At 42.1% G+C, this 22,546-nt stretch carries 17 protein-coding genes; 5 read left to right on the top strand and 12 right to left on the bottom strand.

All coding sequences use genetic code 11. The annotated features are described in order from the left end of the window. The first annotated feature begins 9 nt into the window (after positions 1-9). On the top strand, positions 10-642 hold the full coding sequence (locus tag IPP74_01790) for a 50S ribosomal protein L9 (protein ID MBL0318027.1): 633 nt from the start codon (positions 10-12) through the stop codon (positions 640-642). Positions 643-855: 213 nt separating this feature from the next. On the opposite strand, the gene IPP74_01785 is transcribed toward IPP74_01790, so the two are convergent. Genes IPP74_01785 through IPP74_01755 form a run of 7 tightly spaced genes read right to left on the bottom strand, consistent with a single transcriptional unit; the run spans position 856 to position 8,019 of the window. Continuing rightward, positions 856-1,614 (bottom strand): DsbA family protein, encoded by a 759-nt coding sequence (locus IPP74_01785; protein ID MBL0318026.1) that lies wholly within the window; start codon positions 1,612-1,614, stop codon positions 856-858. A 52-nt stretch (positions 1,615-1,666) separates the two neighbouring features. Then, entirely contained in the window at positions 1,667-2,161 is a 495-nt protein-coding gene (locus tag IPP74_01780; GenBank protein ID MBL0318025.1) for a DUF721 domain-containing protein, read from the bottom strand. After that, a complete protein-coding gene (locus IPP74_01775; protein ID MBL0318024.1) occupies positions 2,158-3,087 on the bottom strand; it encodes an NAD-dependent epimerase/dehydratase family protein in 930 nt (309 codons plus the stop codon). Before IPP74_01775 ends, IPP74_01780 begins: the two co-directional genes overlap by 4 nt. Beyond that, entirely contained in the window at positions 3,071-5,284 is a 2,214-nt protein-coding gene (locus tag IPP74_01770) for a glycosyltransferase (protein ID MBL0318023.1), read from the bottom strand. The genes IPP74_01775 and IPP74_01770 overlap by 17 nt, the downstream gene beginning before the upstream one ends. Further along, positions 5,266-6,348, bottom strand: coding sequence for a hypothetical protein (locus IPP74_01765; protein ID MBL0318022.1), 1,083 nt, complete (start codon positions 6,346-6,348; stop codon positions 5,266-5,268). Before IPP74_01765 ends, IPP74_01770 begins: the two co-directional genes overlap by 19 nt. After that, positions 6,345-6,845 (bottom strand): RNA pyrophosphohydrolase, encoded by a 501-nt coding sequence (locus tag IPP74_01760; GenBank protein MBL0318021.1) that lies wholly within the window; start codon positions 6,843-6,845, stop codon positions 6,345-6,347. Before IPP74_01760 ends, IPP74_01765 begins: the two co-directional genes overlap by 4 nt. After that, positions 6,817-8,019 (bottom strand): divergent polysaccharide deacetylase family protein, encoded by a 1,203-nt coding sequence (locus tag IPP74_01755; protein MBL0318020.1) that lies wholly within the window; start codon positions 8,017-8,019, stop codon positions 6,817-6,819. Before IPP74_01755 ends, IPP74_01760 begins: the two co-directional genes overlap by 29 nt. Positions 8,020-8,584: 565 nt before the next feature. Between IPP74_01755 and IPP74_01750 the strand changes: the two genes are divergently transcribed. Continuing rightward, entirely contained in the window at positions 8,585-9,589 is a 1,005-nt protein-coding gene (locus IPP74_01750) for a hypothetical protein (GenBank protein MBL0318019.1), read from the top strand. A gap of 425 nt (positions 9,590-10,014) precedes the next feature. Further along, the gene (locus IPP74_01745; GenBank protein ID MBL0318018.1) at positions 10,015-12,576 is read left to right on the top strand and encodes a hypothetical protein; all 2,562 of its coding nucleotides are present in this window, start codon (positions 10,015-10,017) and stop codon (positions 12,574-12,576) included. A gap of 138 nt (positions 12,577-12,714) precedes the next feature. On the opposite strand, the gene IPP74_01740 is transcribed toward IPP74_01745, so the two are convergent. Further along, complete coding sequence (locus tag IPP74_01740; protein MBL0318017.1) at positions 12,715-14,154, bottom strand: S41 family peptidase; 1,440 nt, start codon at positions 14,152-14,154, stop codon at positions 12,715-12,717. Positions 14,155-14,328: 174 nt separating this feature from the next. On the opposite strand from IPP74_01740, the gene IPP74_01735 reads away from it, so the two are divergent. Both IPP74_01735 and IPP74_01730 read left to right on the top strand, forming a co-directional pair. Continuing rightward, the gene (locus IPP74_01735; GenBank protein MBL0318016.1) at positions 14,329-15,534 is read left to right on the top strand and encodes an NADP-dependent isocitrate dehydrogenase; all 1,206 of its coding nucleotides are present in this window, start codon (positions 14,329-14,331) and stop codon (positions 15,532-15,534) included. 253 nt (positions 15,535-15,787) lie between these two features. Further along, complete coding sequence (locus IPP74_01730; GenBank protein ID MBL0318015.1) at positions 15,788-17,416, top strand: ankyrin repeat domain-containing protein; 1,629 nt, start codon at positions 15,788-15,790, stop codon at positions 17,414-17,416. Positions 17,417-17,422: 6 nt separating this feature from the next. Here the strand turns inward: IPP74_01730 and IPP74_01725 are convergent, their stop codons facing one another. From IPP74_01725 to tatA, 4 genes are read right to left on the bottom strand one after another with little or no spacing between them, the layout of a single operon-like run. After that, positions 17,423-19,348 (bottom strand): cobaltochelatase subunit CobT, encoded by a 1,926-nt coding sequence (locus IPP74_01725; GenBank protein MBL0318014.1) that lies wholly within the window; start codon positions 19,346-19,348, stop codon positions 17,423-17,425. Beyond that, positions 19,251-20,225 (bottom strand): AAA family ATPase, encoded by a 975-nt coding sequence (locus IPP74_01720; protein MBL0318013.1) that lies wholly within the window; start codon positions 20,223-20,225, stop codon positions 19,251-19,253. The genes IPP74_01725 and IPP74_01720 overlap by 98 nt, the downstream gene beginning before the upstream one ends. A gap of 41 nt (positions 20,226-20,266) precedes the next feature. Next, entirely contained in the window at positions 20,267-22,246 is a 1,980-nt protein-coding gene (locus IPP74_01715; protein ID MBL0318012.1) for an APC family permease, read from the bottom strand. A gap of 56 nt (positions 22,247-22,302) precedes the next feature. Then, the gene (tatA, locus tag IPP74_01710; protein ID MBL0318011.1) at positions 22,303-22,485 is read right to left on the bottom strand and encodes a twin-arginine translocase TatA/TatE family subunit; all 183 of its coding nucleotides are present in this window, start codon (positions 22,483-22,485) and stop codon (positions 22,303-22,305) included. Positions 22,486-22,546: the final 61 nt, after the last annotated feature.

The raw sequence follows: 22,546 nt of genomic DNA, 5'->3' as shown, positions 1-22,546 counted from the left end.
GGATATCCCATGCAAGTTATTTTGGTTCAAAATGTATATCGTTTAGGAACTATTGGTGAAGTTGTTGATGTTCGTAGCGGATACGCACGTAACTTCCTCATTCCACGCAATGCAGCTGTTGCAGCTACTAAACAAAACATGAAAATGATTGAAGATCAAAAAGCCGATCTGCAACGTAAAAATGAAGAACGTCGTGAAGCGGCTGATAAATTAGCAGTAAAAGTAGCTGAATCAAAAGTTATCTTGATCCGCCAGGCTGGAGAAGATGGACGTTTATTCGGTTCTGTTGCTCCACGTGACGTATCTCGTGCATTGGCTGAGGTTGTTAAAGCTGATTCTGAGATTACGGCAATCATCGCTAAGCCAATTAAAAATGTTGGTATTTATTCTGTTAAAATAGTGCTTCATCCAGACGTATCAGTACAGGTTTCAGTGAATGTAGCACGTAGCCAAGCTGAGGCTTTGAGTGCAGAGCAGGAAGCTGCTAAGCCTAAGAAAAAAGATAAAGCTGAGCAACAAGCTGCTGAAGAATTAGCTGCTGCTGCCGCTCCTGAGGGAACGGAAGAAGTGCAGGAAAAAGCAAAGAAGAAAGTTCGCAAAGCAAAAGCGGATGATTCTGAGGAATCGGATGCTGCTGAGTAATTGACTCGGTTTTGTTTATAGAATTAAAAAACTCCCCTGAAAAATTCAGGGGAGTTTTTTTTTATCTATCTACCCACCTCTGATGAGTAGGGGAGACAGGGAGTACTGCGCTTCCTTCTTCACTATGCGAAACACCTACTGTTTCGATAACGGTGTCGCGGCTTTAGCTCATAATCCCAAAAGGTCTGAAGATGTCTGAGCTAGAGTACTCGATTATTTTTTCCCATGGGCCACTGGCTGTTTTTCTGCTGCTTCGGGTTGTGCAGGAGTGGCCGTGTGGTTAGGATCTAACGCTTTATTAAGTGCTTCTTCAAACGCGGGTATGCTACCGGCTCCTTTAAGCTCTATGCCATTGATGAAGAATGTCGGTGTGGATTTAATGCCTAAATGTTCGGCTGCTTGAAGACGGGTATCCGCAATTTGCAGTTCCAGGTCTTTATTGTCCATGCATTTGTTGAATTCATCTGCTGGCATTCCGCCCAAGCGTGCGATATTGCCAAGTAGCTCTTGGAAATTATCCTGACGGGCCCAGCTATCTTGAGTTTTAAAGAGTACTTTAAGAAAATCATAATAACGATCCTTACCTGCACAATGTGGAAGTTTAGCCGCCTTCAATGCTGTTCCATCCAGGGGAAAATCCCTGCTGATAAATTTAACTTTGCCAGTATCAATATATTTTTTTTTGATCGTAGGTAACAAATCATTGATGAAATGGGCACAATGTGGGCATGTAAGAGACGAATATTCAACGATAGTGACTGGTGCTTTGGCATTGCCTAAAATAATGTCACTGGGAATTTGATACTTCAATTGTTCGGATTGAGGTGAGGAAGACTGCCCTAAAATTTTAATTTGTTTGGAGGTTGGAGCGGTCTGTTGTTTTGTTTTTGCAGCATTCGTGTCGCCGGCATGGGCCATGCTGGCTGTAACAAGAAGAGCCGATAGAGTGCTTAATAATGAAACGTAACGCATAATGACCTCTTTTTTTATCTAGTTTTTAGTATAAGACGTGCCTTCATGATCGTCAAGAAGACTGAATCTCTGAAATGTGCGACCCAAGTGAGGCTAGCGATGTTGCCAATTCCGTATCCGCTATGTGAACATTTACATAGGTTAATACAGCCGGATTGATTGGCTGTTGTGCGGAAGAGTTGGTTTCTACTGCTTGTTTTGTATCTATTTTCATTCCAAGTTTTAATATAATTTTTATGTCAGCTACGGCCTGGTAGCCAAAATAAGTAGCAATTTTCTCAAGCAATTGAGGTTTTAAATGATTAAACTCAGTTGAAAACCCAGCGTGATTGACGGCTATATATAATACGCCTCCAGCCGTGCGACCCTGCGGAAAGCGTATGTTAAGTGGCATACTAAATCGAGAAAGCGTGTGACCCACAATATGATGCCAATCGGTTAGTAATCGTGGTTCATATAAGCCTGTTTGCTTGATAAGCGGTGAGGCGATTCTCGTCACTAAATGTTGGAGCGTCTTGGGATAGGGGTGACAAGGGTACTCTCTCATGCAGTAACCTGTGTCTTCATAAAATTGATAAGTTCCTTTATCCCTCTATGTAAGGGGATTGTTGGCGACCAATGTAGTTCTTGTTTTGCCAAATAGGTATTAAGAACATTTTGAGGAATATCAGGGGTACGGTTCTCAAAGAATGTTTTGTCAATCGGATGACCAATTACTTCTTCTAGGACAGAAATGAGATTAAGTATACTTTTTCCTGTGCCACTGCCTATATTAAAACATTTATGTGGACCAGTATAGTTTAGAGATTTGATGATGGCGCTGGCTACATCCTCAACATGGATATAATCGCGTACGGTTAATCCATTACCCCAGATTTCGAGTGGTTTATTTTTTAAATAGCCTTCTATAAAGGTCGTGATGACACCATTTCCCTTATGAGTTGCCTGAAAAGGACCGTAGGGGTTTGCAACGCGTAAAACGGTATAATCAAGCTTATAAAGGTGGTGATATAAAGAACAGTAATGCTCAATAGCAAGTTTGCTGATGGCATACGCACAATTAGGGTAAGTAGGTGCGCTTTCTAAGATGGGCCATTGGATTTGTTTCCCATAAACAGTGCCACCCGACGAAACATAGATAATGCGTTTGATATGATGCTTTACGGCAAGATCCAAGAGCCTAAGTGAAGGGATGATATTATCGCTAGCATCAGTAAGAGGCGATTTGTTGGAACTAATGGGTAAGGTGGAGTGGATAAGATGAACAATGGCATCACATTCTGAAATAGCATGATCAACATCATCGGCCTTCAAAAAATCGCCGTGGCGGTTATCGCACTGGTCAACAGCGGGACTTAAGTTTCGGTCGAAAGCGCTCACGTGCGCACCGTTTTTAATCAGTAGAGGGCAGAGATGGGTTCCTATAAAGCCATTAGCACCAAGAACTGCAATGCTTTTACCGGTTAGAGGCATGGATGGCCTCCAAATAATGGATCATTTTATCAGCCTCTGCTTCCCAACTCGTACTGTGTGCAAATGCCAGTCCTGCTGCGATAAGTTTTTTTCGCTTATCTTCGTCTTTAAGCAGACTAATAAGCGCTTGGGCTAATGCATCAGGCGTTGGGGAGGTAAGCACTGCATTGGAATCATTTAATAACCATTCAGCATGTGGTCCGTGGTTACTGACAATCGGACAATTGCAGGCCATTAATTCTAATGGAAGAAGGGAAAGGTTAGTAAGTGATAGAACCAAGGCTACGTCACATTGATTATAAAGTTCATGAAGTTTGGCAATGGGCATAACACCATGGGAGATAAACGGAAAAGGAATGTGGTGTGCATGGATATTCCATCCGGCCAGATGCACTTCTGTCTCGGGCATTTCTTTCATAACGTGGTCTAAGGCAAGAATTCCAAGCTCAAAACCACGACGGGGTGTCACAGGTCGTGCATAAAAGAAAATTTTTCTTTTATGCGATGCTGTTTTTTCCTGAGTAAAATAATGTTGTTTATCAAATGAGAAACCTACAGGATAACACGTCATTCCAAATTGTTGATTAAGAATAGTACTTAACCAGGAGCCAGCAGTGATACCGTGAAAGCCAAAACGGTATGTTTCTTCTGCTAATATAGCCTCACTGCCCATTGGGTAAAAAGAAGGTTCATAATCTTGAACAAAATAACATTTATGGACAACACTTTGAAATCCCTTTAGTGCAAAAGCGGTTTGCCAGCCCGTGGCCATGCCGTACATTGAGGGAGGAGCCAAATCGCGGCCAATAACGACATTGGATTTAAGCCGAAAAAAATGTTTATTGATACATTCTTTTGCCGCTTTTGCGGAGGGGAAGTGACTGCTTTCAATAATTGTAATGGTTTGGGTGTACCCTTTTTTTTCCAACATTTGAATAAAACGAAAAATATTCAGATGACCACCAGAGCCGATGTTAAAGTCGGGTATAAACCAGGTAATGGATTTAGGATCAAGCGGTTGTCCACCAAGTGGAGCGCCAAACGTGGTTGAGTCCAAAAAAGAAAATTGATCAGTAAGATTCCGCATAAAAGGAACGTGAAACGATCTACGTTTCAGGCGCTTCATAATCACACGTATAAGTTGGAGTGTCCCGACTTCCTGCCATTTTCGTGCGACTCGGTAAAATAAAACAGGTAGACGGATGATGAGATTTCTTCTTTTTAGGCGACCCGATTTTACACGCGCATCCCGTGACAAATAGACATGTAACGTCGATGGAATCCGGTCGCGATATTGGCCAAGCGAATGGCCTAAAATACGTGCTATATTGAGTAATGGGCTAACAAGTTGCCATTTTAATTTGGAAGAAACATGGTCATTATGTTTAAGAAAATTCCAATTTTGTTGAGTGAGAATAAAGGGGGCAAGAAAGAAATTCTTAAAACTAGGGCACAAATTGTACCCGAAATATTGTTTAAACGCGACTGATTCATCAAAGCTTCGTTGAAGCGTTTCAACAAATCCCATATTATGGGAATGATAAACCGCTGCGTCGTAACAATAGCCTTTGGCATAGCCGGCTTCTATAATAGCTTTTGCCCAAAGTTGGTCTTCGGCGAAATTAACTTCGGGATACGGGATTTTTTCCCAGACAGTCCGGCGAAGGCAGGCATTATTATCGGAAAAAAAATGCAAGAATTGGCGATAGGCTTCATCGGAATCGTAACGTGTCTTATCGTCCAGTGATACGACTGGGACCGTTTTAAATTGTTCAAAATGTTTCTCAATAGAGTCGCTCACAAAAGGATTTGCATGCTTGTGGGCGATATGTCGACCAAAGGTTCCGGCAATCTCGGGGTTTGATTCAGTATAATTGACTAATTGAAAAAGCCAATCATCGCTTGCAGGGATGGCATCATGCGTAATCATCACCAAAAATTCGCCGTTGGCTAAACGGATGGCTTCATTACGCGTACGTCCATGTTGGAATGTTTGAGGAGGAATACAATGGAGAATAATTTCAGGAAATTGGTGGCAATAATCAATAGTCCCATCGGTTGACCCTGAATCTATAACCAAGATTTCATATGGCCAGGGAGTTTTTTGAGACCTCACGGCATCCAGCACCTGGAAAAAAAAAGCACCAGGGTTCTTCGTTGGAATAATGACGGTAGCTTTTATTTTTTGAGAAGCCATGGGAGCGATTTTACCTGTTTTTTTAGGATTCGTAAAGGTGCAGTTAGACGCCAAGATAATGAATTTTTCATTAAATCGAGGTTCACTTCTAAATCAGCAATCATGGTTTGGATAATTTGGAGTTGTTCGATAAATGATTTATTTTCGGCAAGCAGTTGTTCGTAATGCTCAGAAAGTGTCTGAGAAGATCGGGTAAAATTGCGGTTAGAATGTTGCAACGTCTCAAGCGAATCGGTAAACGCATAAAGCCAGAATCGCGATTCATGCCAAAATTCGTTTAGGACATCATATTCACTTTGGGTGAATGTCAGTTTTTGCAGGATAGTCCACATGGTTCGGACGGTTGGGAACGCAATCTGGACAGGTGTAACATGGGACGCTAACCGATGTCGGTAAAGGGTGCTACACAGGAAGTCATCAATATGATGTTTTACCTCACTCGTAATGGGTGGAAGTTCAAAATGCCAATTTTGAGTTAGAACCTGATAAATACTTTCCCATTTTTCAAGATAGGAAGGATAATTGATTAATATTCTGGGATAGGGCCTGGTGTAAAATTCGGCCTCTAGATTATGGACAAACCATAACATGAGGCTGTGGTGGATGCGTAATTGATCACGTTGTACTAAAGAACTGGAAACTTCATGCGGGTTTCGTATTGGGATTAGAAAATGAGGAGAAAATCCCAATTCGCTAAAAATATCCAACCATAAGGGGAGAAGCCGGCATAGTCGTGGATCTTTGATTCCCCAAATCATATGAGAATCCCGAGTGCTTATAAGGGCTTTTAACTCTTCACGAAAAGGGGTCATGCTCCTTAGCTGGTGCCAGCCACTTGGTAGAAGTGAATAGCTATCCCATGACATATTAAAAAATTTTAAAATACGTTCTTGAATATCAACACATGCAATATCTTCAAAATATCCTTTTGGATTGTCCTTTGTTGGTTCAAGAAATGCTTCCCCCATATGCACACCCAGCATATGGCAGATTCCAGAGAGCGCCGATGTTCCGCTGCGATGCATCCCCAAGACAATTAACACCGGCTTGAGTGGGGCGCTCATACATTGCCTTGATTGATATAAGGTTTAAATTGGGTCAGGAGTTGTATATAGAGCGTGCGCTTAAAAGGCACGATGAGATCCACAATCGAATCTAATGATGCCCATTGCCAATCATTAAATTCGGGTATTTCTGTTTCAAGATTAATTTCATCATCCCGGCCATTAAAGCGCATCAAGAACCACCGTTGACGTTGTCCTCGATATCGACCATTCCATAATGATTTTGCAAGTTCCTCTGGAATATCATAATAAAGCCAATCTGGGTATTGGGAGATTATGGTTGCATGATTAGTTCCTATTTCTTCTTTCAATTCACGCAATGCTGCTTCTAACGGTAACTCGTTGTCATCGATCCCTCCTTGGGGCATTTGCCAGGCATCTGCCCGCGAATCAATGCGTCTAGCTACAAAAATCTTATTATGCTCGTTAAAGAGCATAATACCCACACCAGGGCGATAGAGGGCATCATTAAGGTTTGACGGTGGTTGAAGTGACATAATGAGTGTTGACAACTTTTGCGTTCAGGGGAGGGGATGAGGCAGCATTAATCGGTGTAGATGGTGAGGGTGTAGATGGTGATGGTGTACGTGGTGAGCTATGTGAATCCGCTGCTTGTGTAGTGGCAACGGAACCAGATGAAAGATTAGGATTAACCAGGGAGACAAAATTCATGTTGTGTTTTTTGGAATCCAGCCATTCTTTAAGGATATTAATGGTCAGGGGGTAGGCATGGCCCACAATCGTTACATGACCAAATTGTTTGGTTAATTCTTCTGCTTCGGCGAGGCTTGTTCGGATGTTTTTGTCGGTGATCGAAGCATCAATTATGCGATCGGCTTCCAGGACTGGAAATGCGTTTTTAGCCACGATCGTATCGAGGAATTTATTATTTTCGTTACCGGAAATAAATATCAGGTTTTTAGATTTCAAATACGACAAAACGGGTACGATATTAGCCTCTGTCTGGGTAAAAACTTCATCATTTGACGTGTAAAGGCCATTAAGATGGGGCGTTCTACCAAGCACCCAATCAAGGCGCTCCTGATTTTGGCGCTCATTGAGCATGGTTAAAAGACCATAAGGACCGGGATCATCTGCCGGATAATGGATGGTCTGAAGAGGTAAATGCAACCAAATAGAGTGTCCAGCTATTTTCGCTTTGGTAACCCATTCTTCTAATTGCGAAGAATAAGGCGAGAAACCAAACCCTACGTAGGAAGGTAATTGAAATGCTAATTCGGTGGATGATTTACTTAATCCTAAATCAACAATCAATACCGAAATGGACGGTTTTTTGTCGGCTGCGTTAATGACGGAAGTGGCTTGTGGTATAGGTTTTACTTCAACGGTAGCCGGGCTTGAAAGCGGTTGCACAGGGGCAGGAGGATTGGGCGAAGCTGATACCAGTGAAGGAGTTACCGTTGTTGGAACGTTATGATGAGCGTGGGCTAAGGCTTTGTGGCTTGAGCGAATACCGCCGGTAACTTTCTGCGTTTCAACGTTAATAATAACCCGTTGGCCATTTTGCAAGGCTGATGCAAAGTAAGAAGATTGAGCTGATATAACGTACACCAAGGCCACCGTAATCAATATGACCACGTTTACTCCAAAGAAAGCAATAGCCCAATAATGTTTGCAAAAAGCTAAAGCAGCCTTCAGCCTATCTATCATTTTACGAACCTTCTTCTAATCCTGACCTAGATAGGATAACGGCAAGCACCACTATAAGCAACTGGGTTTTTTATTAATTTTTGTAGGAGGGGACTGGAAACCCGACACTCCCTGTTTCTCACCACCCCTGATTCATGCGAAGAAGTATGAGCCTGACTCCCCATAGGGGCACTGCAGGTGTAGAAGGTCTCATATCTAATCAGTTTGCCCGAAGTTAGGGGGGGGGCTTCTTGAACCAACCTTTTCCTTGATCTTGATGACATCCACAACAGCCTTGGTCAAACAACGGGAACATGACCTCAGGAAAGCGTTTGCTCAACTGTTTGGAAATAGGATGACTACCCGCAACGTTCCTGTTCCCGGTCTATACCTCTTCCCTCCCGTCGGGTACCCAGTCATTGGTCTATTGTTTGTGGTGAAGCTCCCGAGATGTTTATACTTTCATTTAGGGTCAATAAATAAATATTAATGGTTATATACTAATACAAAACGTATATTAATGGCGTGTATATTTAAATTTTTTCTGATAAAGTTCATCCATGACATATATATAATGGAGAAATGAATGCGCGAGAAGTTGGATCATTTGAAATCTATTTGGATAACACATGGATTTAGGCAATTAGTTGAAGTAATTGATTCACATGTTCTAACGGATCCTGAATTTGATGATATTCCTTATGGCACCGTTATAAAACAATGCCCTGAACATATGACATTTGTTAAAGCAATTCTAACGCAACGGCAGATTCGTCTGAAAATTTTCACCCCCGAGCGCACTGTAAAACTTTTAAAGATACTGAGAAATGATAGTATTCTCGATAATTATATTCTCAATGTCAGTTATTATTTTTTAGGAATGGAGGCAGCACAAAGCTATGTGAAAGTAGCAACGAGCTTGCCCTATTTTTCCTCTAATACAGCTGAGGAGATCTGGGTTCCTGAAGTGGTCATGCGGGCCCGATTAGAAGTGGATATGCACAAGAGGTTTGAGCATCTTGTTTGTGCGGTCTCTCATGGTAGTATTGAAGCTTATGTTCAATTAGCTAAATACATAACTGAAAACCGGCCTGTTTACGAGCCACTTAAAGTGCTCGTTGATAATTTTGAATTCGCCAAAAACCATTTTGCCAATCTAGGAAGAAACCCCTTACCGAGAGATTATAAAATAGTGTTGCTGAGTTTTGCTGCTGAGAAAGGAAATTTACAGGCTATAAAGAATTTAGTGGACTTGCTGAATGTTGAAAATGGCTCTGGATTTTCTATAAGAAGAAACGTTTCTATGCATAATAATCTCATTACTGCTAGAGGTATGCCTATGGATGCCAATCATCAACCACTGGCTTCTCAGCTTCAACAAAATTCTATATCGGAGCATATTATTCCTAACAATACGTACCTTAGTGGTAGGGGTAAAGTTAATTCTCCTGCCATCGAGCCCAGCAAATATATGGTGGATTCTGTCTGTGGCTCTATAACCAGCAATCATCAATGTAGTATTGCAGGGAATATATATGGCAATGTGCCTTCCGTTCCCAATACAGGTAATTCAAGGGGAAGAGGTTTTTAATGGAATCAATCGCAATCTGTTCAACGAATCAACCTACGTGCGATCCTTATGGCGTGGGCCGGCGGCTACCTGGTTTGCCAAGCAAACGATGATTTAAATTATGAGTAGTCTGCCTTACCTCATGGCTCAGATAACGAGCGTTGAAGTCTGGAAGGCCAATGCTTCTGCGAGGGCTAGGGGATCATGGATAGGATGTTAATCTCCTAAATTGTTAAATCAACGCTTCATAAATCGTGGCAGTTCTATCCTCCACTTTGGCAGGAGAGTAGAGTCATTTTATGGCATTGAGGCATAATCAACCCAGGATTAAGAATTTTTACCCCTTCGTTACTTGAAGTATTATTGAATGGTTATTCAAATATTTATGTTGAAAATAATTTATTTAACAATATAATTCCTAATGAAGAAATAATAAAGTAAATAAAATGTCAAAAGAAATGTATAAAAGTGATTCGCCTGGCGTCTTGAATGATGCTGGTAAGCTCTCACCTATTGCGGATTTAGTGGGTGGTAACTTCATTAAACCGCTTCAAGCAATATTGGAACATCTGAGTAAGCATTATTGCGATTTAGCAGACAATGATGAGCTAGAAGAAGAAAAAGAATATACGCACATTAATATCTATTCTTTTGTTGAAAAGCAGTATGCTGGGGAAAGCATTGCGTATATCATTCCTCAGATCCATGCACATTTAAAATCAATCTTGTCAGAATCATTTTTAGCGAATTTACAGCAAAGCAAAGATACAGAGTTTAAACGTGCGGGTACTGGTGTACTTTGCCTTTTGGCAGAAATAATCGGCTGTGCCTATCTGGCATCGGGTGAGGAAAAATATTATACGGCAAACGTGCTTGTCGATGCACTGCTTAACCATGATGATATTAAACCCCTTATTACGGGTCTAACAGGCCATCCCCATATTGACACATTGACTCTTCAAGAAATATTGGAAAAAAATATCAATCTAACAAATAATAACCACAAGAAAATCATATCAACGATTTCAAATATTATTAAAGATATGTATGATAACCATATGATTACTCAAGTGAAAATAATAGATCAATCTCCCAGTCGTTCAACGGGTGTATCTTCCGCCACCGATAGCGATAAGCAGTTAACAGAGGAGAATGAAACGATTGATAAGTATATAGCTAATATACTGAAAAATTATTCCTGTGAGACGTTTGGTGAAAAAGTTGAGCGTATTCGTAGTAGTTATGATTATGCAAAAACGATGTATCCTGGTAATTTTACGGAAAATAAACAAGAAATATTGAAGCAAGTTACGCGATTTAATAATAATCAGGATATTTCTAACAAAGCTGCTCTACATATTGCCGATATCGTTGATGATTTCATTTCCAGTGAATTTTTGAATTCGCTAATTGCTAATAGTCAATATCGTCTTGATGAGGGTATTTGTTTTGTAAAGCATTTATGTGATGTTGTGGCTTATGTTTACATTGCGGTCGGTGATTATAAGGATTATAATGATAAATTAATGATGCAACAATTTTTTTTACAGAGGGAGTTTACCACAATCTTAAATGACTATAAAATTAGTATTGATAAAATAAATACACAATTACTAATTGAAAAATTTAACAATATAAATAGGCAATTAATTGATAGCTTTAATCGTCTTGTAATGAAAGATTTGAAAATTCAGAAAATTACTGATGGTCTGAAACAACCCTATGATCAACAGCAAAAGGATAAAAATAACCAAGTCATACCTCTTTCGCGTCACCAGTTCTTTGAAGAAAAAAAACATGGCAATGAGGCCGGGGTTATCTCACGTAAAGAACTTAAATCCAATGATAGCCAGGATAAGCAAAAATACACCTATCGTTGGATGATTAAAGATGAGGGAGGCTTTGGTGCCATAAAAAGCTATATTACGGCACATCTATTTCAGTCTTTACTTGGAGAAACCAAAGCGCCTAAAATGCGATTTCTTGCTGATAAATCAAAGATTTACACCGCCTCCCGTATATTTGAATCCTACCGAGATTTATGGAAATATGCACCTGCTACTATTCGTTCTGTTGAGGAGAGAAATAGTGAGTGCTATCAAGACAATATTGCGCCTGGTATTCATAAGCTCCTGGCAGCCTGCGTGTTTCTTGGTTACTATGATATTCATTCGGCTAATGTCGGGGTTACTAATCAATCAGGTAAACGCGAAGCCGTTATTGTCGATTGTGAGCGGTCCTTATTCTTTAAGGCTGAAGGTCCAGGCGGTCGTGATTTTACCAGCGGATGCTGGGCATTACCTGGTGCTGTATCTGATTTAAAAGCGGGTGATCCGTTTACCCCAGCTGACATGGTGCGCTGCTGGTATAAAGGGTACTATGAAATGAATTCAATCTTGTTTTTAAATTTGGAATTTGCTGATGCGCTTGATTGCGTGGCTACCCAGTTTCAAGATAACGCCAACTCTTTTAAAGAATTATTAGGTAGACTAGGAAATAATATCAATACTGCGTTTAAACATAATCCTGAACGTGAGCTCACACAGCAGTTCTTTTCCATGACAGCTCCTGGTATCACCTTGGATAATTTGCCAGAAGCTTTGGAAAAGGCCCTGCATGAACGCGTTCCTATGATGAGGCAGTTTGCTCAAAATATCCGTCTGCAACTGGCTATTAATCAAAACGATGTTGCGTCTGTAACTCAGTTATTAACTCAAGATTCCTCATTGCTAACCAGACAAATTAAGTGGTTGACCTATAATTCGCAACCAACACTTTTTTGTGCATCGACGGCCGGTAAATATTGTACGTTAATCGGCGCAGATGTTTCTGTTGTAAATGTTATTCGTGAGAAGGCTTTGAGGATGTTAGCTTCCTCTAACGTATTACGCGAGAATACACAGACGAGCTGGTGCAAGAAAGTGAGAACTGTCGACGAGGAAAATACTAATTTTCTCCCATCTCCCTTTAAAAAACAAAAAGTAGACAACGTGCCCCCATCGTTATAAAGGTGCTGCAAGAAGCGATCATGCGGTCATTGTTCCTGGGCATGACGGTCACAGGGAGAATAGGGCCTCCGAGAAGCCGGTAGAAAAAGGCGTAGCCTTCATACCTCTCATCTCAGAGGACGGTACAACTCCAGCTTCCTACTTATTCGATGTTTTATAAACGGCAATTCCTCTAAGCAAGTCAACCGCACGTGAAAGCTGGTAGTCCTTACCGTAGACTGGCTCATCAGGTGTTTTATTGTCTTTATCTTTGCCGTTTTTGTCGAGGCTTTCTTTTAATTTATCGCCAACACGCTTACGCAAGCTTGAATCTGGCTGATTCTCATGGGCGGAAGGTTTAGCTTTGTCGGCATTCGGGTTGGTTGGGTTCGATAAATGGCCTTTCAATTGCGCTTCTGAATTGAAGAATTTTTCATCAATAGGTTCAATTTTGGCGGCCTCTACAGCGATATCAGGTTTAATTCCTTCAGCCTGGATTGAACGTCCAGATGGTGTATAATAACGCGAGGTTGTTAATCGCATAGCGCTATCACCTGTTAAAGGAATAACGGTTTGAACGGACCCTTTACCAAATGATTTCGTACCCATAACAACGGCACGCTTATGGTCTTGCAAGGCACCGGAGACAATCTCTGACGCTGAAGCGGATCCCTGGTTTATCAAGACAACCATTGGCAATCCGTTGATAAGGTCACCTTTATGGGCATTAAATCGTTTAATGCTTTCTTTGGTTCTTCCCCGTGTTGACACAATTTCACCAGCATCAAGGAAGGCATCACTAACGGCAATCGCTTGATCCAGCAAACCACCTGGATTGTTCCGTAAGTCAAGTACGAGGCCTTTCATTTTACCCTGGCCGATGTCCTTGTTTAATTTATCAAGGTCGTGCTTAAGTCCGTCAAATGTTTGTTCGGAGAATGAAGTAATACGAACATAACCAATATCACCTTCTGCATGTGATTTAACCGATTTAATGTGGATCACTTCGCGTTGAAGGATCACTTCCATTGGTTCGGATTCATTTTCACGCAAAATGGTAAGCTTCACTTTGGTTTTAACAGGGCCACGCATTTTTTCAACAGCCTCGTTTAAGGTGAGCCCGAGAACCGCTTGACCATCGATATGGCTGATGAAGTCTCCTGCTTTGATACCGGCATTATAGGCAGGGGTGTCATCAATAGGAGAAACAACTTTGACTAAGCCTTTATCCATGGTGACTTCAATACCTAAACCGCCAAATTCGCCTCTGGTTTGTACTCGAATATCATCAAAAGCTTTTTTATCAAGATAACCTGAATGTGGATCAAGTGAGGTTAACATACCATTGATAGCTGACTCAATCAGTTGTTTATCAGATACTGGCTCAACATAAATGTCGCGTACTTTATCGAACACGTCACCAAATAATTCGAGCAATTGAAGGGTCTGGTTATTTTCCTTCTTTTTTGCAGCTGCGTTTTGCTCCAATATTTTGCTTTGTTGCGCAAAAGCAGGAGAGGTCAGTGGGCTAAGTGTTTGAAACAGGATAGAAGAACCCACAAGGACAGAAGAAGCAGAGTAAGCGAATTTTTTAAGCATGATCCAACCTAATTAAAATAAACCCATGAAGAGGCAATTTAACTCCAACGAGAAATGGAAAGCAATACCTTTTGAGATATTTATAAGAAAGAATTTTCATTCGTTGCAAAATATGTCACTCTGTATAAAGGAAGTGTAAATTTTTGAGAGAAGGGAGACCAGTCTATGAAGTCTATGAACAAAATTAAAGTGAATAATCCGATCGTTGAAATTGATGGCGATGAAATGGCACGGGTGATGTGGGCGTGGATTAAAGAGATTTTGATTCTTCCGTTTGTGGATGTACCCCTTCATTATTTTGACCTTAGTATTCAAAATCGCGATACCACCGAAGACCAGGTTACCAAAGATGCAGGCGAGGCAATCAAACGTTATCAAGTAGGAGTTAAATGTGCCACCATTACTCCAGATGAAGCGCGTGTAAAAGAATTTAATCTCAAGAAAATGTGGAAATCGCCAAATGGCACTATCCGTAATATTTTAGGTGGAACCGTGTTTCGTGAGCCTATCGTCTGTAAATCAATTCCACGTTTGGTGCCTGGTTGGAATAAGCCGATTGTGATCGGTCGCCATGCCTTTGGTGACCAATATGCGGCAACCGATTTTGTGACGGATCGTCCTGGGAAATGTGTGATGCAGTTTATTCCCGCCGATGGAAGCCCTGTGCAGGAGCGCCTGGTAAATGATATGAAAGGTCCTGGTGTGGTGATGGGGATGTTTAATCTGGATGCGTCGATCACCGAATTTGCCCGTGCATGTTTTAATTATGCCTTAAGTTGTGGGTATCCACTTTATCTTTCAACCAAAAACACTATTCTAAAATCCTATGATGGAAGGTTTAAAGATATTTTCCAGCACGTATTTGAGCGGGAATTTAGACCTCAATTCGACGCTGCTGGATTAACGTACGAACATCGTTTAATCGATGATATGGTCGCCTTTGCTATTAAGTCTCATGGCGGTATGTTATGGGCCTGCAAAAATTATGATGGCGATGTGCAGTCGGATATCGTAGCACAAGGATTTGGCTCATTAGGGTTGATGACCTCGGTGTTGATGACTCCAGATGGCAATACGGTAGAAACCGAAGCCGCGCATGGCACCGTCACTCGGCATTTTCGTTTATGGCAGCAGGGAAAAGAAACGTCGACTAACCCAATCGCAACTTTATTCGCTTGGACCAGGGCGTTGCATGCCAGAGGACGCATTGATCAAAACCAACCATTGATGGATTTTGCAACGAAGCTTGAGAAGGTCACCGTGGAAACAGTGGATGGTGGTTTTATGACTAAAGACCTTGCTGTTTTAGTCGGTAAGGATACGCCGTATTTAACAACGCAGGCGTTTCTTACCAAAGTAGGTGAGGGATTGGTGTCATAGCACGGACCGCGCATGAGACTTCCTGGTTATCTTGATACAGTTTATAAGCGTCTGATTATGATCAGAGGAATTTTAGGTTATTTTTTGTCGTCATAGATGGTAAAACATCACGGGGTGCCTGTTCTAAAATGACGTGCAATGAATCTTGATGGGTTCTATTAATAATTAATTATAATATATAGTGTAAATTTCAATTAATAATATTCTTTTAGAAAATGAACGATTAAAAATCGCCTTAATTGAAGAAGTAATAATGCTAGAATATAGAAATGTTATTTATTACGCGCAGCCTGATGTCTCGCAAAAGGGGGGTGTTCAAGGTGAAAAGCGTCCCTATGATTTAGTCATCATGGTAGGCACCCGCCATGATTATGAGCAGGTAGATGCTCTTAAGGAAGAATGTGCCAAGAAACAAGCATACCTGGCGAAAAAGGGCATAGCCTTTTCCTATACTATTATCGGCGATGGACATTCGGACATAGAGGATAAGGATTTAGAGCATGTGCAGGGGCGGCTGGGAAAGGGTACCCGGGTTGATTTATGGGGACATGGCAATATCGATGCTCATGGGGAGCATACCATTGATATATTTCCAGATGGACAACGCAAAACCTCTTTTTTGTTTGATAAACTTAATCATTTAGCAGCCAAGGATCCACGTACTGGGCAATCAGCGCCATTGAATGTTCACGTATGGAGTTGCCACGGCGGAGCTTCCATTGATGCTTATGACCATTTGCCTAAGGGTTCTTCTTTAGTTTCGCCTGCTGGTAAAAAACATCCAACGCTCAGCCACGAGAATATGCAGGGATTACTTAACTCGATTCAATCGATTCCGTCACAAAAATCGGTGCATGCACAATTTTTTGAAGATGCAGTCAGTCGAGGTGAAACACATAAAATTAGGATACCGGAAGGTACTTTTGTTATCCGCGCTCCTAAACAGACTATACACAAACCGGAGGAGGCAAGGCGTTATTTAGAAAATCAGCGCCAGGAATTCAATGAATTTTTGACCCAAAATATGTCGGCTGATCCTAAGCAAGCCAGCGCGATTATGAATGATATCAACCGCGTATCATTGGATGACAAGCAAATGAATCGGTATACCAATTCACTTGTGCTCAATCAGACCTTTAATAAGAACAAAGATATTAAAGCGTATTTAAGACAGAGTGGAAAGCATCCGGATGATATTTTAACAACCGATGGGCATCCATTGCTCAAATGGGCGATCCAGGATGGGAATAAAGCATTGGTGAAAACCTTGTTGGAACATGGGGCAAACCCTAATTATGTTACACCCGATGGTCGTTCTTGTTTGCATATGGCAACGGCTATGGGTGATAAAGAGATGGTTAAAGATCTCCTGCAATTCGGAGCTGATCAACAGGTTAAATATCATCATAGAACGCCTTTAGAAGAAGCAAAGTCTCTTGATTTTTCGGATGTTGCCCAAACAATCCTTGGGTTTTTTTTAAATTTATTGGCGGAGGGGGTAAAAAGCCTTATGTCGTCCAATACGCCGCCTGCTGCAGGGCAAGCTAGCGTAACTTCTCAAACACACGACCCCAATCAAGTCACGACTACCTCACTTCATGAAGCTATAAAGCTGGGTAATAGGGCAGCAGTAGAGGCATTCATCACAGCAGGTGCTGATGTTTCCGGTCAAAATCAGCACGGTGAGACACCCCTACATATTGCCGTACAGAGCAAGAGCGAGCCGATGGTTCAGTTCTTATTGAAATTTGGGGCACGCACTGATATAGCCAATAATAAAGGAGAAACTCCGTTGAGTTTGGCTTCTAAACATAATATGAGAGCACCTTTTTATCATCAAAACGCATCAGGACAAGGCAAGCAATCGCCACTGAGGCGTTGAATTATTCTAGCGTTTACCAAACATTTTCGCTAATTCCATAAACATTGTGGAACCTAACTGGTCTACTTCACGGATGGTTACGGCTTGCTGGTAGTAACTGTTGACATCATGGCCTATACCGATAGCGCATAATTCGATAGAGGAAAATTGCTCAATGTGCTGAATAACCAAACGAAGGTGTTGGTCAAGGTAGGACGCGTGGTTATGAGTAGAAGTGGCGTCATCCACAGGTGCGCCATCGGAGAGAACCATCAGGATCCGCCTTTTTTCAGGACGTTTAGCAAGGCGGTTACAGGCCCAGATAATGGCTTCACCATCAATATTTTCTTTGAGTAATCCTTCCTTAAGCATTAGGCCAAGATTAGGTTTAGCATGTCGCCAAGGTACGTCAGCCGATTTATAGACGATATGCCTAAGATCATTTAAACGACCAGGTTTATGGGGTTTATCATTGGCCTGCCATAACTTAAAGGATTGTCCGCCGCGCCAATCAACGGTGGTAAAGCCGAGGATTTCTACTTTAATACCACAGCGTTCTAGGCTTTCTGCCAAAATATCGGCGCATAACGCGGCCATTAAAATAGGACGGTCACGCATAGAGCCTGAATTATCTACAAGCAGGGTGATTGTGGTATCAAGTTGTTTCGCAGCTTCCTCCCACATATAGGGCTGGGGGTAGTGAGGATCGGCAACGATTTGTGCCAGCTTACGGCTATCGAGGATACCTTCTTCCAAATGCAAATGAGTATGACGCTGCTGTTTTGACATGAGCTGGCGCATTAATTGGTTAGCTAATAAACGGGTCGTAACGGGAAGGGCGGCACGTTTATCGTCGAGTTGCTTTCGTAAACGGATTAACTCCGAATGGCTGCATAGGCTTGAGGCTTGGCTGATATCGTCATATTGTGTGGTATAGGCTTGATAAGGAAGCATGTCCTGGTTCGAAGACGAATAAGACGGTGTATGATCCGGAACCTGTACTTCGGTGGATGGGGTTTCATCCACTTCATCCACTTCGTGACCACGTCCTAGAGTGCTGCCATATTCTTTTGCATCCATCGACGTACCGGTTTGAGAAGTGGTGACCGTTTGCTGGGAATTTTCTGTGCCTTCTGTCTCGCCCATTGGCTGGTCGGTGTGATCTATCTGTTGGTCAGCATTCGGTGCAGCCGACGATGTGGATTGGCTGCTCTCATTTAATATATCCAGTGCCATTATTTTGCGGATAGCTTCTAGCATAAGCTGGCCATATAATGGTTGGTTATCCCATGCTAGAAAAGCTTTCATCAGTTCATGCTGGATGGTGTTTTCGATCCAAAAATCGACTTTTTTAAGATGGGGTGCTAGTAGATGCGGATAGGGTATATCCAGAAAATATTTGCGTAGGATCGATTGAAACAGTACAGGGAGAGGAATCTTGTCTTCCCCTAGTATGAGACTATAGGCTAACATTTTGGCATCTTCGTCGCTTTTAGCTGCAATATTATGTCGGACACCTTCCAAATATTTTGAACCCAGTGCTTCGGTACGCACTTGCTCGGCAGCTAGGAATAATTCTTTGGATAAGGGGTTATTCGGCTGCTGTTTCGTAAAAATACTCACATCGTGATAACGTTTCCATAAGGCAAACATATCGCTCAAGCCGCGCAACGCCGATTTTTTATCAGGAAGATTAAACTCCTGGCTTATTTTAATGGGTACAGGATGCGTATGGGTACTCAGCACCGTATCAAGTGATGAAGACTGACGGTCAAATTGGAAATGGAGTTTATCTTCCCTGGCAAGGACACGAGCGGCCATTTCCACCGGGCGCGGAAAAAGGTTAGCAGATGGATTAGGCATACACGTTGGCTGGAGTTGTCGATGGGAGAATGAGTTCTTTGCCGAAGCAGCGCTGATAATACTCAGCGATAATAGGCTGTTCGACTTCATCGCATTTATTGAGGAAACTCAAACAAAAGGCCCATTCTAAATCAGCAAAAATAAGATAATTTTCGGCCCAGCTGATGATAGTACGCGTAGACATGACCGAGGCAATGTGCTGTTGTTTAAAACCTTCACGGGTTAAATTGGCCATAGTTACCATTTTGCTAATAACATCGTGATGATTGGGGCGGGTAAGTGCTGGAATTTTTTGGGTGATGATGGTTTCTTCTGCGTGTTGCGGGAGATAATGCAAAACAGTCGCTATGTTCCAGCGATCCATTTGTCCCTGGTTAATCAATTGGGTGCCATGATATAAGCCAGTGCTATCGCCAAGGCCAATGGTATTGGCGGTGGCAAAGAGGCGGAAACCTGGATGCGGCTGTATAACCCGGTTTTGGTCGAGCAGCGTTAATGCGCCTTGTTGTTCAAGCAGGCGCTGGATCACAAACATAACATCAGGGCGGGCTGCATCGTATTCGTCAAACACGAGAGCAACCGGTCGTTCCATACTCCAGGGGATAATACCGGGCCTGAATTCAGTGATTTGTTTACCTTCTTTGACTGTAATGCCATCTTTACCAATGAGGTCAATTCGGCTAATTTGGCCATCGAGGTTAACCCGGATACATGGCCAGTTAAGCCGAGCAGCAATTTGTTCAATATGGGTTGATTTCCCTGTGCCGTGATAACCCTGAACCAGTACTCTGCGATTATGGGCAAAGCCAGCCAGAATTGCCAGCGTTGTTTGCCGGTCAAAATAATAATCGGGATCAATAGCCGGTACATGTTCGCTTGCCTTGGCAAAAGCAGGGACTTCCCAGTCACTTTCAATGTTAAAAACATCACGAACAGAAACGGTATTATCGCCAGGCCAGATAGTCATAAAAATCTCCTAAGCAAGATGATAGCAGATCTTTGTCCCAACTACAATTTTAAAGGCACCACGATCAGAGGTATCCCTTTATTATGGAGACGCTTTTGCAGCATATAGGCGGTCTGGTTGTGGAGAATAGGGGTGAGAATAGGTGATAAAATCGATTCATTATCAAAGGTAAGTTTGGTGGAGAAGAACTTAGCATTGGGATAGTCGCTGATAATGATATCGCTGAGATCAGTCAGTTTTTGCAGGACATCGGTTCCGTACGAATGATAATAGGCACTGGGCAGGCCTTTACAGTTACAGTAAGCTACGTAACGGCGTAAAAGTTGTTTGGTGTTTTTCTGGGTTTCAGACCATTTATCTTCGTCCACGAATTCTTCATTGTCGATTTCGCGTACGGTCACAAACACGAAGTTTTTAAAGACATCCGGGAAGTTTTTTTGCACCCACATAAAACTGTGCATTCCGCTGGCATTGAGCTCGCTTACGAAGAAAACAGCTGTAGGCAGGGTATTGTCGATCGTAGGTGTTTCTGCATTGGGGCGAACTTCACAGGCAAATGTATAGGAAAGTTCAGCTTCGGCCTGTTCAACCCGTTCTTTAACGGTCACATAATGGCGGTTGACGATATAACCGCCAAGAATAGAAAGGCTGGTGATACAGACGGTCATCCATCCGCCTTCCAGGAATTTTTCAAACAAGGTGGTAATCAAAATCGATACACACAGCAGGAAAGACAGGAATGGGATGTAAAGTTTAAGGAGTTCACCTTTTTTATGGCGGTTAATCCAGCGATGGCGGGTAATACCTGCCAATGACAGGCTGAAAGTAAGAAACACGTTGATACTGTAAAGGACCACCAATATTCTCACATCACCGTGGGTAACAATCAACGCAGCGATAGCGGCAGCTCCCATCAACAAAATACCATTTTTGGTTACCAGACGGCTTGAAAGTGCGGTGAAGAAATGGGGGACCCAACGATCGACGGCCATGGTTGCTAATACGGATGGTCCAGCAATAAAGCCAGTGTTAGCAGCAACGAAAAGCAATCCAGCTTCTAATGCTAAGGCTACACCCACAACCACCGGTGATAGCGAAAATCCTGCGATCTGCCAATCGGCGGTAATCAATTTAAACACTGAGGCATTCAGAGTCTCGCCTTCCACATGCTGTACGCCCCAAAGCAGATAAAGCATGATGATACCACCGGCCATAACAGCCAGGGAGATTGCCACACAGAACATCGTCATTTTACCGGTTTTAACTTTAGGTTCTGCCAGGTTATGGAGACTGTTGGATACAGCTTCTAATCCTGTGTAGGTACCACCTCCTAAAGAGAAGGCTTTAAAAAATAAAGCCAGTAAGGCTACCCAGCCCATAGTGCTGGCGGTTTTAGTGGTTTCGTTAATGGCATTAGGTAAAATGTCATCCATTCCGTTAAAATGGACAGAGATTCCATAACCAAGCAAAATCAAATGGGTTATCATAAAGCCCAAGAAGATTGGCATCAGGAATTTAATAGATTCCTTTAACCCCCTTAAATTAAGGTAGGTGAGTAATAACACCGCCGCAATTTTTATGGGAAGTTCTATCATGCTTAATTGATGAGGTAACATACTGAAGACAGCATCTACGGCACTGGCAATCGAAATAGCAATGGTCAGCACGTAATCAATAATAAGGGCAGATCCAGAAACCAGTCCGGCTTTTGGGCCAAGCAGTGTAGAAGCGACTTTATAACCACCACCACCATTGGGGAAAAGCTCAATCACCTGCAGATATGCAGCGGCAATTAGAAATACGGTGATACCGGTTACGAATGCCAGGAAAATAGCTAATTGAGTATGTCCACCCAAGGCCAGGAAGGCTTCTTCAGGACCGTAGCATGACGATGATATTCCATCGGCACCCAAACCAATCCAAGCGAAAAAAGTAATGAGGGCAATGTGCTTGCGAGTCTCACTCTTAAACGGGTCAAGGGGTTTACCCAGAAGGAAATGTTTTATTTCAGAAACAGACATATATTCACTCTAATGGAAGGGATTAAAAAAAGCCTTAATAAAAATTAAAAAAATAGTTAGGAGCTGTTTTTATCACCGGGTGGTTCGTGCTGTGACTCTGCTGCAACATCCTTAACGCCTTCTTTAAATTGACGTATTCCCTTCCCCAGATCATGCATCACAGTAGGTAGCTTTCCAGCTCCAAATAAAATAAGGATCACCACGACAACTAATAATATTTCGGAAAAGCCTAATTCCATTGGACCAATACTATTTATTTTAGAGGGACCATCATAATCTAATATGAGGGGAATATCAAGG

It is taken from the genome of Alphaproteobacteria bacterium, assembly GCA_016722515.1.
GTDB lineage: Bacteria > Pseudomonadota > Alphaproteobacteria > Rickettsiales > JADKJE01 > JADKJE01.
The sequence above is the reverse complement of the archived record's forward strand: the minus strand, read 5'-3'. Positions and strand labels throughout refer to the sequence as shown.

Bases quoted from the DNA above. Each gene is read 5' to 3' on its own strand.
- IPP74_01720 (MBL0318013.1), bottom strand. From the start codon at position 20,225: ATGACTATCTGGCCTGGCGATAATACCGTTTCTGTTCGTGATGTTTTT.
- IPP74_01790 (MBL0318027.1), top strand. From the start codon at position 10: ATGCAAGTTATTTTGGTTCAAAATGTATATCGTTTAGGAACTATTGGT.
- tatA (MBL0318011.1), bottom strand. From the start codon at position 22,485: ATGGAATTAGGCTTTTCCGAAATATTATTAGTTGTCGTGGTGATCCTT.
- IPP74_01730 (MBL0318015.1), top strand. From the start codon at position 15,788: ATGCTAGAATATAGAAATGTTATTTATTACGCGCAGCCTGATGTCTCG.
- IPP74_01785 (MBL0318026.1), bottom strand. From the start codon at position 1,614: ATGCGTTACGTTTCATTATTAAGCACTCTATCGGCTCTTCTTGTTACA.
- IPP74_01770 (MBL0318023.1), bottom strand. From the start codon at position 5,284: ATGGCTTCTCAAAAAATAAAAGCTACCGTCATTATTCCAACGAAGAAC.
- IPP74_01755 (MBL0318020.1), bottom strand. From the start codon at position 8,019: ATGATAGATAGGCTGAAGGCTGCTTTAGCTTTTTGCAAACATTATTGG.
- IPP74_01760 (MBL0318021.1), bottom strand. From the start codon at position 6,845: ATGTCACTTCAACCACCGTCAAACCTTAATGATGCCCTCTATCGCCCT.
- IPP74_01780 (MBL0318025.1), bottom strand. From the start codon at position 2,161: ATGAGAGAGTACCCTTGTCACCCCTATCCCAAGACGCTCCAACATTTA.
- IPP74_01775 (MBL0318024.1), bottom strand. From the start codon at position 3,087: ATGCCTCTAACCGGTAAAAGCATTGCAGTTCTTGGTGCTAATGGCTTT.
- IPP74_01715 (MBL0318012.1), bottom strand. From the start codon at position 22,246: ATGTCTGTTTCTGAAATAAAACATTTCCTTCTGGGTAAACCCCTTGAC.
- IPP74_01740 (MBL0318017.1), bottom strand. From the start codon at position 14,154: ATGCTTAAAAAATTCGCTTACTCTGCTTCTTCTGTCCTTGTGGGTTCT.
- IPP74_01735 (MBL0318016.1), top strand. From the start codon at position 14,329: ATGAACAAAATTAAAGTGAATAATCCGATCGTTGAAATTGATGGCGAT.
- IPP74_01765 (MBL0318022.1), bottom strand. From the start codon at position 6,348: ATGAGCGCCCCACTCAAGCCGGTGTTAATTGTCTTGGGGATGCATCGC.
- IPP74_01725 (MBL0318014.1), bottom strand. From the start codon at position 19,348: ATGAAGTCGAACAGCCTATTATCGCTGAGTATTATCAGCGCTGCTTCG.
- IPP74_01745 (MBL0318018.1), top strand. From the start codon at position 10,015: ATGTCAAAAGAAATGTATAAAAGTGATTCGCCTGGCGTCTTGAATGAT.
- IPP74_01750 (MBL0318019.1), top strand. From the start codon at position 8,585: ATGCGCGAGAAGTTGGATCATTTGAAATCTATTTGGATAACACATGGA.